The sequence below is a fragment of the Klebsiella sp. PK01 genome, from assembly GCF_057624675.1.
In genome coordinates this window covers 1-14253 of sequence record NZ_JBYEZM010000013.1, presented here as the reverse complement: position 1 = coordinate 14253, position 14253 = coordinate 1, and the positions used below count along the sequence as shown (strand labels likewise).

General features: G+C 53.7%; 16 protein-coding genes and 1 pseudogene. 13 read left to right on the top strand and 4 right to left on the bottom strand.

The genetic code is table 11. From position 1 onward, the window contains the following. Positions 1–14 precede the first annotated feature (14 nt). Positions 15–1460 carry a metalloprotease TldD gene (gene tldD / locus AC22LX_RS24240; RefSeq protein WP_015369467.1) on the top strand — a complete coding sequence of 482 codons (1446 nt, stop codon included), beginning with the start codon at positions 15–17 and terminating at the stop codon, positions 1458–1460. A 44-nt stretch (positions 1461–1504) separates the two neighbouring features. Here tldD and aaeR read toward each other — a convergent pair whose 3' ends face one another. Then, positions 1505–2434: an HTH-type transcriptional activator AaeR gene (gene aaeR, locus AC22LX_RS24235; protein ID WP_015703623.1), complete on the bottom strand. Its 930-nt coding sequence runs from the start codon at positions 2432–2434 to the stop codon at positions 1505–1507. 130 nt (positions 2435–2564) lie between these two features. On the opposite strand from aaeR, the gene aaeX reads away from it, so the two are divergent. The 4 genes from aaeX to AC22LX_RS24215 all read left to right on the top strand — a co-directional run bounded on the left by aaeX (position 2565) and on the right by AC22LX_RS24215 (position 6041). Further along, a complete protein-coding gene (gene aaeX, locus AC22LX_RS24230; RefSeq protein WP_002918640.1) occupies positions 2565–2768 on the top strand; it encodes a p-hydroxybenzoic acid efflux pump operon protein AaeX in 204 nt (67 codons plus the stop codon). A gap of 7 nt (positions 2769–2775) precedes the next feature. Further along, positions 2776–3708: a p-hydroxybenzoic acid efflux pump subunit AaeA gene (gene aaeA, locus AC22LX_RS24225; RefSeq protein ID WP_045397228.1), complete on the top strand. Its 933-nt coding sequence runs from the start codon at positions 2776–2778 to the stop codon at positions 3706–3708. Positions 3709–3713: 5 nt separating this feature from the next. Continuing rightward, on the top strand, positions 3714–5681 hold the full coding sequence (gene aaeB / locus AC22LX_RS24220) for a p-hydroxybenzoic acid efflux pump subunit AaeB (protein ID WP_045397225.1): 1968 nt from the start codon (positions 3714–3716) through the stop codon (positions 5679–5681). An 84-nt stretch (positions 5682–5765) separates the two neighbouring features. Beyond that, positions 5766–6041, top strand: a complete 276-nt coding sequence (locus AC22LX_RS24215; protein WP_045380213.1) for a barstar family protein — start codon at positions 5766–5768, stop codon at positions 6039–6041. 50 nt (positions 6042–6091) lie between these two features. Here AC22LX_RS24215 and yhcN-B read toward each other — a convergent pair whose 3' ends face one another. The 3 genes from yhcN-B to argR form a co-directional block, all read right to left on the bottom strand. Then, the gene (yhcN-B, locus tag AC22LX_RS24210; RefSeq protein ID WP_015369472.1) at positions 6092–6358 is read right to left on the bottom strand and encodes a DUF1471 family stress response protein YhcN-B; all 267 of its coding nucleotides are present in this window, start codon (positions 6356–6358) and stop codon (positions 6092–6094) included. Positions 6359–6458: 100 nt separating this feature from the next. Next, entirely contained in the window at positions 6459–6722 is a 264-nt protein-coding gene (yhcN, locus tag AC22LX_RS24205; RefSeq protein WP_015369473.1) for a peroxide/acid stress response protein YhcN, read from the bottom strand. A 380-nt stretch (positions 6723–7102) separates the two neighbouring features. After that, the gene (gene argR / locus AC22LX_RS24200) at positions 7103–7573 is read right to left on the bottom strand and encodes a transcriptional regulator ArgR (protein WP_015369474.1); all 471 of its coding nucleotides are present in this window, start codon (positions 7571–7573) and stop codon (positions 7103–7105) included. 540 nt (positions 7574–8113) lie between these two features. Between argR and mdh the strand changes: the two genes are divergently transcribed. From mdh to AC22LX_RS24160, 8 genes and pseudogenes are all read left to right on the top strand, one after another. Continuing rightward, complete coding sequence (mdh, locus tag AC22LX_RS24195) at positions 8114–9052, top strand: malate dehydrogenase (protein WP_045397222.1); 939 nt, start codon at positions 8114–8116, stop codon at positions 9050–9052. 131 nt (positions 9053–9183) lie between these two features. Beyond that, positions 9184–9813, top strand: a complete 630-nt coding sequence (locus AC22LX_RS24190; protein ID WP_045397219.1) for a GntR family transcriptional regulator — start codon at positions 9184–9186, stop codon at positions 9811–9813. After that, on the top strand, positions 9800–10465 hold the full coding sequence (locus tag AC22LX_RS24185) for a GntR family transcriptional regulator (protein WP_045397216.1): 666 nt from the start codon (positions 9800–9802) through the stop codon (positions 10463–10465). Before AC22LX_RS24190 ends, AC22LX_RS24185 begins: the two co-directional genes overlap by 14 nt. A 200-nt stretch (positions 10466–10665) precedes the next feature. Beyond that, positions 10666–11934, top strand: a complete 1269-nt coding sequence (locus AC22LX_RS24180) for an SLC13 family permease (RefSeq protein WP_045397215.1) — start codon at positions 10666–10668, stop codon at positions 11932–11934. 32 nt (positions 11935–11966) lie between these two features. Further along, complete coding sequence (gene ttdA / locus AC22LX_RS24175) at positions 11967–12866, top strand: L(+)-tartrate dehydratase subunit alpha (protein WP_487334257.1); 900 nt, start codon at positions 11967–11969, stop codon at positions 12864–12866. Continuing rightward, on the top strand, positions 12866–13483 hold the full coding sequence (ttdB, locus tag AC22LX_RS24170; protein WP_015703618.1) for a L(+)-tartrate dehydratase subunit beta: 618 nt from the start codon (positions 12866–12868) through the stop codon (positions 13481–13483). Before ttdA ends, ttdB begins: the two co-directional genes overlap by 1 nt. Positions 13484–13622: 139 nt before the next feature. Beyond that, entirely contained in the window at positions 13623–13871 is a 249-nt protein-coding gene (locus AC22LX_RS24165; protein ID WP_059355816.1) for an oxaloacetate decarboxylase subunit gamma, read from the top strand. A 15-nt stretch (positions 13872–13886) separates the two neighbouring features. Beyond that, positions 13887–14253 (top strand): annotated as a pseudogene (locus AC22LX_RS24160) (sodium-extruding oxaloacetate decarboxylase subunit alpha); the annotation flags it as partial.

The following is a 14253-nucleotide window of genomic DNA, read 5'->3' as shown; positions in this document are numbered from 1 at the left end:
CGAGTAGCGTAACGATGAGTTTGAACCTGGTAAGTGAACAATTACTGTCGGCAAATGGCCTGAATCATCAGGACCTGTTTGCCATTCTTGGCCAACTGGCTGAGCGCCGTCTCGATTACGGCGATCTTTATTTTCAGTCGAGCTATCACGAATCCTGGGTTCTGGAAGACAGCATCATTAAAGATGGGTCGTACAATATTGACCAGGGCGTAGGCGTCCGGGCGGTAAGCGGCGAGAAAACTGGTTTTGCCTATGCGGACCAAATCAGCAAACTGGCGCTTGAGCAGAGCGCGCAGGCGGCGCGTACTATCGTCCGCGACCATGGCGACGGCAAAGTGCAGACGCTCGGCGCGGTGGAGTACAGCTCTCTCTATACCAGCGTCGATCCGCTGCAGAGCATGAGCCGCGAAGAGAAACTGGATATTCTGCGCCGCGTCGATAAGGTGGCGCGTGCCGCCGATAAGCGCGTGCAGGAAGTTTCCGCCAGTCTGAGCGGCGTCTACGAGCTTATCCTGGTAGCGGCAACGGACGGGACGCTGGCCGCTGATGTCCGTCCGCTGGTTCGTCTCTCCGTGAGCGTGCTGGTGGAGGAAGACGGCAAACGCGAGCGCGGCGCCAGTGGCGGCGGAGGACGGTTTGGCTATGATTATTTCCTCGCGCCGCTGGATGGCGACGTACGGGCGGATGTCTGGGCGCGTGAAGCGGTACGTATGGCATTAGTCAATCTGTCCGCGGTTGCGGCGCCAGCCGGTATGCTGCCGGTGGTGCTTGGCGCGGGCTGGCCTGGCGTGCTGCTGCATGAAGCCGTCGGCCACGGCCTGGAAGGTGACTTTAACCGTCGCGGCACCTCGGTCTTCAGCGGTCACATGGGCGAATTAGTCGCCTCTGAACTGTGCACCGTCGTGGATGACGGCACCATGGCCGATCGCCGTGGTTCGGTCGCGATTGATGACGAAGGTACGCCGGGTCAATACAACGTGCTTATCGAAAACGGCGTCCTGAAAGGTTATATGCAGGATAAGCTCAACGCGCGTCTGATGGGCGTCGCGCCGACCGGTAATGGTCGCCGCGAATCTTATGCGCATCTGCCGATGCCGCGGATGACCAACACCTATATGCTGGCCGGTAAGTCGACGCCACAGGAGATTATCGAATCGGTCGATTACGGTATCTATGCGCCGAACTTTGGCGGCGGTCAGGTGGACATTACCTCCGGTAAATTTGTCTTCTCGACCTCGGAAGCCTATCTGATTGAAAAAGGTAAAGTGACCAAGGCAGTCAAAGGCGCGACGCTAATCGGTTCCGGTATCGAAGCGATGCAGCAGATTTCCATGGTCGGTAACGACCTGAAGCTGGATAGCGGCGTTGGCGTGTGCGGTAAAGAAGGGCAGAGCGTCCCGGTCGGCGTCGGCCAGCCGACGCTGAAAGTCGACAACCTTACCGTTGGCGGCACCGCCTGATAACGGCTGGTCCCGGCGGCGCGAAGCCGCTGCCGGGATGTCAGTTAACGGGTCATCCCGCGCCCGTGCATTCCCTGATAGATCTTCGCCACTTCGACAAAATAATCCGTCAGATAGTTAATACATACCTGCACCTTCAGCGGTAGCTTATCTTTTTCGGTATATAGCGCATAGACCGGTCGCGGATCCGATTGATAGCTCGGCAGCAGGATCTCCAGTTCACCGCGGTTGATCTCGTCGATCGCCCACATCAGCGGAACGTAGGCCACGCCAACGCCGGCAGTCAGCCAGCGGATCAGCGTCATCGGGTCGTTGGTGACGAAGCGTCCTTGTGGGATCAGGCGCGTTGAGATCCCCTCCGGAGCGATAATTTCGAACTCATTATCTGGCCGTACGCTGTATTCCAGCCACGAGTGGCTGGCAAGATCCGCTGGTTTTTCCGGACATCCCGCGTGCTGAAGATAGCTTTTCGCCGCGCAGAGCACCATTGGCATTGAGCCTAACCGCCGCGAGAAGAGGCTGGAATCCTGCAATGCGCCGACGCGTATCACCACGTCGAGGCCGTCGGCAATCAGGTCCGGCGCGGGGATGCCGGTCACCAGATTAATCGATAAACCCGGATATTCTTTGAGCATTTCGGCGGTTATGCGCGCCAGCACATTCTGTGCCATAGTTGAAGAGCTACCGATGCGCAGCGTGCCGATAGGGGTATTGTTGAAGGCATACAGCTGTTCATGGACGTCCTGCGCTTCAAAGAGCATTCTTCGGCAGCCCTGGTAATAAATTTTACCCGCTTCTGTTAAGCCCAGGCTGCGGGTGCTGCGGTTGAGCAGCTTTACCTGAAGCTCGTCTTCCAGTTTAGCAACGGTCTGGCTGATAGATGAAACGCTCATCTGGAGCTGGCGTGCGGCGGCGGTGAAAGAGCCCAGCTCAACCACTTTGGCGAACACCGACATGCGTTTTAGTCGTTCCATTATTCACTCTGGCTTAAAAGTGATTTAGATCACATATTATAGATAAGGCTGCAATTGTTACGTTAATATATAGTTAGCTACATAATAAACGCATCACGCTACCACCTGTACGCTTCTTATCAAGGTCATCATGAGTCTGTTTCCTGTCATAGTGATTTTCGGCCTATCGTTTCCGCCGATCTTCTTTGAGCTGCTATTGTCGCTAGCCATCTTCTGGCTGGTGCACCGTTTGCTGGTTCCGACCGGTATTTATGATTTTGTCTGGCACCCTGCACTGTTTAATACTGCGCTGTATTGCTGTCTGTTTTATCTGATATCGCGCTTGTTCGTTTGAGGTCGATGTGAAAACACTAACAAGAAATATCCTGCGTACTGCCATCACTGTGATACTGGTTATTCTGGCGTTTATCGCTATTTTTCGCGCATGGGTGTACTACACCGCGTCGCCGTGGACGCGCGATGCGCGCTTTAGCGCCGATATCGTCGCCATCGCGCCGGACGTGTCGGGGCTCATTTCGCAAGTGAATGTCAAGGATAACCAACTGGTTAAGAAAGACCAGGTATTGTTCGTTATTGACCAACCTCGTTACCAAAAAGCGCTGGCGGAGGCGGAAGCCGACGTCTCTTATTACCAGACGCTGGCTCAGGAAAAACGCGTTGAAGCCGGGCGCCGTAACAGGCTCGGCGTGCAGGCCATGTCGCGCGAAGAGATTGACCAGGCCAACAACGTACTGCAAACCGTTGAGCATCAGCTGGCGAAAGCGGTGGCCAGCCGCGACTTAGCCAAGCTGGATCTTGAACGTACGGTTATCCGTGCGCCTGCTGATGGCTGGGTGACCAACCTGAACGTCTACTCCGGCGAATTCATCACCCGCGGTTCGACCGCGGTCGCTTTGGTGAAACAAAATACCTTCTACGTGATGGCCTATCTGGAAGAGACCAAGCTGGAAGGCGTGCGTCCAGGCTACCGCGCCGAAATCACCCCGCTCGGCAGTAGTAAGGTGATAAAAGGTACCGTCGACAGCGTTGCCGCGGGCGTAACCAACGCCAGCAGCAGCAGCGATGCGAAAGGCATGGCTTCCGTTGACTCCAACCTTGAGTGGGTACGTCTGGCGCAGCGCGTGCCGGTACGTATCCGTCTTGACCAGCAGCAGGGCAACCTCTGGCCGTCGGGCACCACTGCGACCGTTGTCATCACCGGCAAAGAAGATCGCGACGCCAGCCAGGCCAACTTCTTCCAGAAAGTCGCCATGCGCTTGCGTGAGTTTGGTTAATCGCCATGGGGACCTATACCATTGCTCCCCGGCATCTCCGCTTTGCCATTAAGCTTGCATGCGCGGTGGTGCTGGCGCTGTTCGTCGGCTTTCATTTTCAGCTTGAGACGCCGCGCTGGGCCGTATTGACCGCGGCTATCGTGACCGCCGGTCCGGCATTTGCCGCTGGCGGTGAGCCCTATTCCGGGGCGATTCGCTACCGCGGGATGCTGCGTATTGCCGGGACGTTTATCGGCTGTATTGCCGCGCTGGCGATCATCATCCTCATGATCCGCGCGCCGCTATTGATGATGCTGGTCTGCTGTCTCTGGGCCGGTTTCTGCACCTGGATCTCCTCGCTGGTGAAGGTCGAAAACTCCTACGCCTGGGGGCTGGCGGGTTATACGGCGCTGATTATCATCATCACCATTCATACCGACCCGATGCTGGCGCCGCAGTTTGCCGTCGAGCGCTGCAGCGAAATTGTCATCGGGATCGTCAGCGCCATCGTCGCTGACCTGCTATTTTCTCCGCGTTCTATCAAAAAAGAGATCGACCTCGAACTGGATAACCTGCTGCTGGATCAGTATCGCCTGATGCAGCTTTGTGTCGCCCATGGCGATAGCGAGGTGGTGGATAAAGCCTGGGGAGCGCTGGTGCGTCGTACTGCCGCGCTGGAGGGGATGCGCGGCAACCTGATCATGGAATCTTCGCGCTGGGCGAAGGTAAACCAGCGGCTAAAGGCGATCAACACGCTATCGCTGACGCTGATTACTCAGGCCTGCGAAACCTATCTGATCCAGAACTCTCGCCCGGAGATGGTGACTGACGACTACCGCGAGCTGTTTGCCGAGCCCGTAGAAACCGTACAGGATGTGCATCAACAGCTTAAGCGTATGCGCCGCTTCCTGACCTGGAAAGGTGAACACAATACGCCAGTTACGATTTATAGCTGGGTCGGCGCGGCGACGCGTTACCTGCTGCTGAAGCGCGGCGTGGTCGGCAATACCAAAATCAGCCGTATCGAAGATGAAGTCTTACGCGGCGAAACGGTGGTGAAGGTTGAGTCCGCCGAGCGTCACCACGCGATGGTCAATTTCTGGCGAACCTCTATTTCGTGTATTCTCGGCACCTTGTTCTGGTTGTGGACCGGCTGGACATCCGGTAGCGGGGCGATGGTTATGATTGCCGTGGTGACCGCGCTGGCGATGCGTCTGCCTAACCCGCGGATGGTGGCCTTAGACTTCCTCTATGGCACCCTTGCCGCTCTACCGCTCGGCGCGCTGTTCTTCCTTGTCGTCATGCCTGCGACGCAGCAGAGCATGCTGCTGCTGTGTATCAGCCTTGCCGCGATGGCGTTCTTTATCGGCATTGAGGTACAAAAGCGGCGGTTGGGATCGCTTGGGGCCCTGGCGAGCACCATCAATATTCTGGTGCTGGATAACCCGATGCAGTTCCAGTTTAGCCAGTTCCTCGATAGCGCCCTGGGGCAGATTGTCGGCTGTTTCCTCGCGCTGATGGTGATTCTGTTAGTGCGTGATAACTCGCAGGCCCGCACCGGACGGGTGCTATTGAACCAGTTCGTCTCGGCGGCGGTCTCTTCGCTGACCACGAATAGCGCCCGGCGTAAAGAGAACCATTTGCCGGCGCTGTATCAACAGCTATTTTTACTGCTGAACAAGTTTCCCGGCGATATCGCCCGCTTCCGGCTGGCGCTGACGCTGATTATCGCGCACCAGCGTCTACGCGATGCCCCGGTGCCGGTAAACGAGGATTTGTCGGCCTTCCACCGCCAGCTGCGGCGAACCGCCGATCACGTTATCTCCGCCGGCAGCGATGATAAGCGCCGCCGTTACTTTAACCGTCTGCTGGAAGAGCTTGATGTTTATCAGGAAAAACTCCTTCACTGGCAGGCGTCGCCCCAGGTCACTGAGCCGGTGCGACGGCTGGTCGATATGCTGAAGAAATATCAGCACGTGCTCACCAACAGCTAAGCTGCGAACCGACGCCCCGGCGTCGGTTTTTTTATCGCTATACTTATTTGGTGTAGAGGGACAGAGCTTAAGGGGCGCCGGGCAATGACTATTTATACCTTTGATTTTGATGAAATAGCTGAGCAACAGGATTTCTATCGCGAGTTTTCCCGCGCCTTCGCGCTACCGGATAAGCAGGTGGATAACCTCGACGCGCTGTGGAGCGCGGTGACGGGAGGGCGCTTACCGTTCCCGCTGGAGATTGAATTTGTTCATCTGGATGAAAAACAGCGTCGTCGCTTTGGCGCGTTAATTTTGCTGTTCGATGAAGCGGAAGAGGAGCTGGAAGGACTACTACGTTTCAATGCCCGTTGGGCATAAAAAAGCCCCCGGCAGGGCGGGGGCAAGTCGTCGGATAAGACGACGAGGGTTTATTTGTACAACTCAGCAGTCGCGTGCCAGCTGTCGCCGGTACGAGCTTCAATAATGCGGTAGCTGCTGGCGCCTTCTTTCTCGGCTTTAGCCGCCAGTTCCTGGCGCATATCCATTGGCGCGCTACCTACTTGAGATACAGAGATAGTGCCCATTGGTTGCAGATTTTGTGCTTGATCGGCGTTCACTTGCTGTACGGCTGCGCTTGCGCCGAAAGAGAGAACAGATGCCAGACCCAGGGATGCGATGATAATTGCGCTTTTCATAATCTTTACTCCAACCATTTGTGCAGCGGCGGGAGATTTCGTATGAACCCAGGCCGCTGAAGAGATACTGTTTCAGTTAATGACCGACAATCGTTAAAGCTTATTTATAAAGTTCAGCAGTGGCGTGCCAGTGGTCGCCGGTGCGAGCTTCGATAATGCGATAAGAAGAAGCACCTTCTTCTTGTGCTTTTTTGTTCAGCATTTCGTGCATATCCATCGGGGAAGAACCTACCGCGCCGATAGATACGGTGCCCAGTGACTGGCGGCTTTCCGCTTGAGTGCTGTTGATTGAATCAGCGGCGAAAGCGCCAAAGGACAGTACGGATAGCATGCTGAGTGCGGCTACAGTGGTTTTGATTTTCATGATGTTCACCTCGTCGAATTTTATTATTAGGGGGCTTTGTTTCGTGACCCTCATCACAAAATCAAGTATACACTAATCACCAAAAATATTAATACCATGCTAATTGTTTTCAGTGTAAATAATTTCCAAGAAATGTCGTTTTTATAACGTATAAGAATTAGAAATGTCATTCATGGGGTGAATGTCATGATTATTTATATTTAAATCAAATAGATATTGCGCTTTGATCTTTTGTGCGCTTTAGCCGTTATCATTCGGTAAAGGAATGTATAGAGGTGGAAAACCACACTAAATGTTAAAAAAATGCTGCTTTATTTGAAGGTTTGAGGGGGAGCGTTTTGCGGGGAAGAGCCCTCTGGCGGGAACCAGAGGGGGAGCGCTTAGAGTTCCTGTTCGAACAGGACCAGAATCGCGTCGTAGAGATCTTTAACGGAAAAACCGCGGGCAGGGGTGGTAAAGATAGTGTCATCCCCCGCGATACTACCGAGAATACCTTCGGCTTTACCTAAGGAATCCAGCAGGCGTGCGATCAGCTGCGCCGCGCCGGGGCTGGTGTGAATCACTACCACCGCATCGTTATAATCGATGTCCAGCACCAGGTTTTTCAGCGGGCTGGAGGTCGTCGGCACGCCGAGTTCGGCAGGCAAACAGTAGACCATTTCCATTTTGGCGTTACGCGTGCGAACGGCGCCAAACTTTGTCAGCATGCGGGAAACTTTCGATTGGTTGATGTTCTCGAAACCTTCTTCCTGCAGCGCCTGAACGATTTCGCCTTGCGAGCTGAATTTTTCTTCTTTAAGCAGCGATTTAAACGCTTTAACCAGTTCTTCTTGTTTTGCCGAACTACGCATAAGTCACCCAGATTATGGTGGTAAAAACAACATCATTATGCATACAAGTGCATTTTTATGCAAATAATCCGCAAAGGAATAGCGTAAATAATGTTATGAAAGGCGCATATTTTAGCAAATAACCCTGATGAGGAACATGCCTGCATCACAGCGGGTAAATTGCTGTAAAAGTGAAATAAATGTTATGAAATTGATATTGTTTTGCCGAGCGGGCTGGGTGTATTGTAACCAATAGTCGATCCGGTACTACGGCTTTGCTGGATGGCCAGTCTCAGGAAGAAAAATGCGAATTTGCTGCATCATTGCGCGTACCCCGCATTCTTCAGCCATAATTATTGTAATTGTTCATCTTGTGAATTAAGGTCCAGGCGACGGAATAACGAAAGACTATACCCGTCATACTTCGAGCTGCATGTGCGTTGGCTGCAATCGTTCACCCCAGTCACTTACTTCAGTAAGCTCCTGGGGATTCACGCTCTTGCCGCCTTCCTGCAACTCGAATTATTTAGGGTGTAAATTAACCATAATAAGGAGTTTAGGATGAAAGTTGCAGTCCTCGGCGCCGCTGGTGGCATCGGCCAGGCGCTTGCCCTACTACTTAAGACCCAACTGCCTTCAGGTTCAGAGCTCTCGTTGTACGACATCGCTCCGGTTACGCCGGGCGTGGCGGTAGATCTAAGTCATATTCCCACAGATGTAAAAATCAAAGGTTTCTCCGGTGAAGATGCAACCCCGGCGCTGGAAGGCGCTGATGTGGTGCTGATTTCCGCCGGCGTCGCGCGCAAGCCCGGCATGGATCGTTCCGACTTATTTAATGTTAACGCCGGTATCGTTAAAAATCTGGTGCAGCAGATCGCAAAAACCTGTCCGCAGGCCTGCATCGGTATTATCACCAACCCGGTAAATACCACCGTCGCTATCGCCGCCGAAGTGCTGAAAAAAGCCGGCGTGTACGATAAAAACAAACTGTTTGGCGTCACCACGCTCGACATTATTCGCTCTAATACTTTTGTCGCCGAGCTGAAAGGCAAGTCGGCAACCGAGGTTGAAGTTCCGGTCATTGGCGGCCACTCTGGCGTCACTATCCTGCCTTTACTGTCGCAGATTTCTGGCGTCAGCTTTAGCGAGCAGGAAGTCGCGGATCTCACCAAACGTATTCAAAACGCCGGGACGGAAGTCGTGGAAGCGAAAGCGGGCGGCGGGTCGGCGACGCTGTCGATGGGCCAGGCGGCTGCGCGTTTCGGGCTCTCACTGGTGCGTGCCATGCAGGGTGAAAAAGGCGTGGTTGAATGTGCCTACGTCGAAGGTGACGGCCAGTATGCCCGTTTCTTCTCGCAGCCGCTGCTGCTGGGCAAAAATGGCGTGGAAGAGCGTCAGTCTATCGGTAAACTCAGCGCTTTTGAACAGCAGGCGCTGGAAGGCATGCTGGATACGCTGAAGAAAGATATCGCCCTCGGCGAGGATTTCGTCAACAAGTAACATCTCCTTAGCAGAAAAGCCGGAACCGTCGTTCCGGCTTTTTTATCGCCTCATCTCCCTGCCGAATGCGCCGCCTGGCGGCTAAATCTGCTAAAATCCCCGCGTCTTAAGCCCCACGCAATGAGGACGTTGTGAAAAAGATCGAAAGAAAGCAGACCAGGGACCACATTACGCAAATCATTCGCTATCAAATTCTTTCCGGAGCGATAAAACCGGGAGATGAGCTGGCGCAGGAGAGTATTGCTGAGCAGCTAGGGCTTTCACGTATGCCGGTTAGAGAAGCGTTGCAGTCTCTTGAACAAGAGGGGTTTCTGGTGCGCTTGCCTAACCGTCATATGCAGGTATCAAAGCTGGTGCCCGATGATGTTAGCCATATTTTTCGCGTGATCGCGGTGATGGCTGCCGAATTGTTCACTCTCGTGCCGGCAAACCAGGGGGAATTGCTGCTCGGGCGCGCGCAAGCGCTGGCGCAGCCTGGCGACAAAACTCGCGAACTGGATTTTCATCAGTTGCTGATTTCCTATCTTGATAACCGCTATCTGGCGAAGGCGTATCAGCAATTTTTGGATGGTTATATCTCTTATGTCATTCTGTATCTGAAAGACGATAGCCAGGAATCGGCACTGATACTACATGAACTGGCTGGAGCCATTAGCCGCGGCGATGTGGGCAATATTGCTCAGGCAACACAGCGTTATTTCCTCATGCTTGCGGAAATTATGCGTCAACATATGAAGGATTGGGAAAGTGCAGAAGCCTAAATTAGGGAAAATTAAGCTTCTTTCGGCGAAAGAGCAGGTCGCTGCGGTATTACGCAAAGCGATTCTTTCGCGGGATTTAGTGGAAGGGCAGGAGATAACTCTCGAAGGCATTGCCCGGATGGTCGGCGTTTCCAGCATGCCGGTGCGCGAAGCGTTTCAGATTTTAGCCGCCGATGGCCTGATTAAAGTCCGCCCTAATAAAGGCGCGGTGGTGTTGGGGATCAACGAACAGACGATTCGCGAGCATTATGAAATTCGCGCGCTGCTGGAAAGTGAGGCGGTGGCGAAAGCCTCCCGTCCCGGCACGGATATTTCGTCCATTGCCCGGGTACACGATGCGGCGGAAAAAGCGCTGGCCGATAATAACTTCACTGAATATTCCGACCTGAACCAGGCCTTCCATATGGAGATCTGGAACGCCGCGGGCAACGAAAAAATGAAGATGCTGCTCTGTAATATGTGGAACGGACTGTCGATGGGGCACAAGGTCACCGAAGCAGAATACGCCGCTATCTCCATTCGCGAACATAAGGAGATTTTACAGGCACTTGAACAGCATAATGAAGAACTGGCGCGTCAGCGCATGCGCGAGCATATTATTCGCTCAATGGAAAATATGCTCACGCGATACCTTCCCGAAACCTCTGTATAGCGCTAAAGCCTGTTGGTTTTAGTCGTATTCATCAACGCTATTAATCATCTCTTGTGACGATCTGCAGAGGATCTTGATGCAGATCGCACTGCGCGATCTTTGTTTAAAAACGCATTGACTTACTTTTTGCATGGGCATAATTTCTCCTTCGTCAATATTGGATACAATATCATATATCATTGATAGGGATAATTATAAATATGGAACCGATTACCATCACCTTATGTTTGCTGGTGTTCGCTATCGTCATGTTTGTCTGGGAGAAGGTGCCTTTGGCAGTGACTTCCATGGTGGTCTGCGTGGCGTTAGTGCTCACCGGCGTGTTGGATCTAAAACAAGCTTTTGCCGGTTTTATCGACTCCAACGTCATTCTTTTTGTCGCCATGTTTATCGTCGGCGGGGCGTTATTTGAAACCGGGATGGCCAATAAAGTCGGTGGGGTGATCACTCACTTCGCCAAAACCGAAAAACAGCTGATCTTCACCATCATGGTGGTCGTCGGCGTGATGTCGGGTTTTCTTTCCAACACCGGTACGGCGGCGGTATTGATCCCGGTAGTAATTGGCGTCGCGGCGAAATCGGGTTTTGCCCGCTCGCGTCTGCTGATGCCGCTGGTATTTGCCGCCGCGCTCGGCGGCAACCTGTCTCTGATTGGCGCGCCCGGCAACCTGATCGCGCAATCGGCGTTGCAGAATATCGGTAGCGGCTTTGGCTTCTTTGAGTATGCGAAAGTGGGTTTACCGATGCTGCTCTGCGGCATCCTCTATTTCCTGACTATTGGCTATAAATTTCTGCCTGCTACCGCGAATAGCGGTGAAGTCGGTAGCGTCGGCGAACAGCGTGATTACAGCCACGTTCCGCGCTGGAAACAGATCCTGTCGCTGGTGGTGCTGATCGCCACGATCCTCGGCATGATTTTTGAGAAACAGACTGGTATTAGCCTGACGGTGGCAGGCTGTATCGGTGCGTTGGTACTGGTGTTTACCGGCGTGCTGACGGAAAAGCAGGCCTATAAGGCGATTGATTCACAGACTATTTTCATTTTTGGCGGCACGCTGGCGCTGGCAAAAGCGCTGGAAATGACCGGTGCTGGCAAGCTGGTTGCCGATCATGTCATCGGCATGCTGGGCCAGAACTCTTCCCCGTTCATGTTGATGGTGGTGGTCTTTGCGCTGTCCGTCATCATGACCAATTTTATGTCCAATACCGCCACCGTCGCGCTACTGGTACCGGTGAGTTTGTCGATCGCGGCCGGAATGGGCGCCGATCCGAAAGCGGTTCTGATGGCGACCGTAATCGGCAGTTCCTGCGCCTACGCGACGCCGATCGGTATGCCCGCCAACATGATGGTGCTATCGGCAGGCGGCTATAAGTTTGTCGATTACGCCAAATCGGGCCTTCCTCTGATTATCGTTTCTACCATTGTCAGCCTTGTACTGCTGCCAATTCTTTTCCCTTTTCACCCGTAATTTACGGACGCTGTTCTGACTAAGGAGCCTTTATGAGCAAAAGCGAACAGATATCCCGAATGACCGATATTATGGCCAAATTCGTGGGATATACCGGCAAAGTATTGCCTGATGACGTCACTGCAAAACTGAAAGAGTTGCATAAGAAAGAGACCAGCCAGCTGGCGGACGTCATCTTTACCACCATGATTGAAAACCAGCGTCTGGCCAAAGAGCTGGATCGTCCCTCTTGCCAGGACACCGGCGTGATTCAGTTTTTGGTTGAGTGCGGCGCCAACTTCCCGCTGATTGGCGAGCTGAAAGCGCTGCTGCGCGAATCGGTGATTAAAGCCACCGTGGATTCTCCGCTGCGCCACAACAGCGTAGAGACCTTTGACGAATACAACACCGGTAAAAACGTGGGTAAAGGTACGCCGACGGTATTCTGGGAGATTGTCCCTGATTCTGACCAGTGCAGTATTTACACCTATATGGCCGGCGGCGGCTGCTCGCTGCCGGGTAAAGCGATGGTGCTGATGCCGGGCGCTGGTTACGAAGGCGTAACCCGTTTCGTGCTGGATGTCATGACCAGCTATGGCCTGAACGCCTGTCCGCCGTTGTTGGTTGGCGTTGGCGTCGCGACTTCCGTTGAAACGGCGGCGCTGCTGTCGAAGAAAGCGCTGATGCGTCCGGTGGGATCGCGCAATGAGAATGAACGCGCCGCATCGTTGGAGAAAATGCTCGAAGACGGCATTAATAAAATTGGCCTTGGCCCGCAGGGGATGTCCGGCAATACCTCCGTGATGGGCGTCAATATCGAAAATACCGCACGCCACCCTTCCACCATTGGCGTGGCGGTCAACGTCGGCTGCTGGTCGCACCGCAAAGGACATATCGTTTTCGATAAAGATTTGAATTACACCATTACGTCTCACACAGGAGTGGCTTTCTGATGACTAAAAAAATACTTACTACGCCAATTAAAGATGAAGATTTAGCTGATATTAAAGCGGGCGATATTATTTATCTTAATGGTCATATTGTTACCTGTCGTGATGTTGCTCATCGTCGTTTAATTGAAGGCGGTCGCGAATTGCCGGTCAACGTTGCCGGCGGCGCGATATTACATGCCGGGCCAATTGTGCGGCCGATTAAAGGTACAGAAGATAAATTTGAAATGGTCTCTGTTGGACCAACCACCAGTATGCGTATGGAGAAATTTGAAAAAGAATTTATTGCTAAGACCGGTGTGAAACTCATTGTCGGTAAAGGCGGCATGGGCAAAGGTACCGAAGAAGGCTGCGCCGAACATAAAGCGCTGCACTGCGTATTCCCGGCCGGCTGCGCGGTGGTTGCCGCGGTCTGTGTGGAAGAAATTGAAGACGCCCAGTGGCGTGATTTAGGTATGCCGGAAACCTTATGGGTTTGCCGGGTAAAAGAATTCGGCCCACTTATTGTGTCGATCGATACCCATGGAAATAACCTGTTTGAGCAGAATAAAGTGATATTTAATCAGCGCAAAGAGATTGTCGCTGATGAGATCTGTCAGCACGTAAGTTTTATTAAATAACTCCTGGCTAAATATATTGCGCAGTAGTGGCGAGAATTAAATTCCGCGATAAAGAGGCTCTGACCATGTGGTCCGGGGAAATCCACTCTGCTATCGCGGGTTCATCACGCCATTATTGCGCCCCTCCAAAGGCTATTTTATGACTGATGCTGCGCTGTTAGGCGAGGGCTTCACCCTGATGTTTCTTGGCATGGGCTTCGTGCTGGCGTTCCTGCTGCTGCTCATTTTCGCCATCCGGGGGATGTCTCTCGCCGTTACCCGTCTGTTCCCTGAGCCGCCTGCCGCGTCCAAAGCGGCGCCGGCCGCCGTCGCGCCCGCCGACGACTTCGCCCGCTTAAAACCGGCGATTGTCGCCGCCATTCACCACCATCGCCGCCTTAATTCTTAATTCACGGAGGAATTCATGACCGTTGCCATTACCGATGTCGTCCTGCGCGACGCCCACCAGTCCCTGTTCGCCACCCGCCTGCGTCTCGACGATATGCTGCCCGTTGCGGCCGCGCTCGACGACGTCGGCTACCGCTCGCTGGAATGCTGGGGCGGCGCCACCTTTGACGCCTGCATCCGCTTCCTCGGCGAGGACCCGTGGGTCCGCCTGCGCGAACTGAAAAAGGCGATGCCGAAAACCCCGCTGCAGATGCTGCTGCGTGGCCAGAACCTGCTCGGCTACCGCCACTACGCCGACGACGTGGTGGCGCGCTTTGTCGAGCGCGCCGTCAAAAACGGCATGGACGTGTTCCGCGTTTTCGATGCCATGAACGACCCGCGCA

Excerpts from the sequence above, each read along its gene's own strand:
- AC22LX_RS24165 (WP_059355816.1), top strand. The coding sequence starts at position 13,623 with ATGACTGATGCTGCGCTGTTAGGCGAGGGCTTCACCCTGATGTTTCTT.
- ttdB (WP_015703618.1), top strand. The coding sequence starts at position 12,866 with ATGACTAAAAAAATACTTACTACGCCAATTAAAGATGAAGATTTAGCT.
- yhcN (WP_015369473.1), bottom strand. The coding sequence starts at position 6,722 with ATGAAAATCAAAACCACTGTAGCCGCACTCAGCATGCTATCCGTACTG.
- aaeR (WP_015703623.1), bottom strand. The coding sequence starts at position 2,434 with ATGGAACGACTAAAACGCATGTCGGTGTTCGCCAAAGTGGTTGAGCTG.
- tldD (WP_015369467.1), top strand. The coding sequence starts at position 15 with ATGAGTTTGAACCTGGTAAGTGAACAATTACTGTCGGCAAATGGCCTG.
- aaeB (WP_045397225.1), top strand. The coding sequence starts at position 3,714 with ATGGGGACCTATACCATTGCTCCCCGGCATCTCCGCTTTGCCATTAAG.
- argR (WP_015369474.1), bottom strand. The coding sequence starts at position 7,573 with ATGCGTAGTTCGGCAAAACAAGAAGAACTGGTTAAAGCGTTTAAATCG.
- AC22LX_RS24215 (WP_045380213.1), top strand. The coding sequence starts at position 5,766 with ATGACTATTTATACCTTTGATTTTGATGAAATAGCTGAGCAACAGGAT.
- ttdA (WP_487334257.1), top strand. The coding sequence starts at position 11,967 with ATGAGCAAAAGCGAACAGATATCCCGAATGACCGATATTATGGCCAAA.
- yhcN-B (WP_015369472.1), bottom strand. The coding sequence starts at position 6,358 with ATGAAAAGCGCAATTATCATCGCATCCCTGGGTCTGGCATCTGTTCTC.
- mdh (WP_045397222.1), top strand. The coding sequence starts at position 8,114 with ATGAAAGTTGCAGTCCTCGGCGCCGCTGGTGGCATCGGCCAGGCGCTT.
- aaeX (WP_002918640.1), top strand. The coding sequence starts at position 2,565 with ATGAGTCTGTTTCCTGTCATAGTGATTTTCGGCCTATCGTTTCCGCCG.
- AC22LX_RS24180 (WP_045397215.1), top strand. The coding sequence starts at position 10,666 with ATGGAACCGATTACCATCACCTTATGTTTGCTGGTGTTCGCTATCGTC.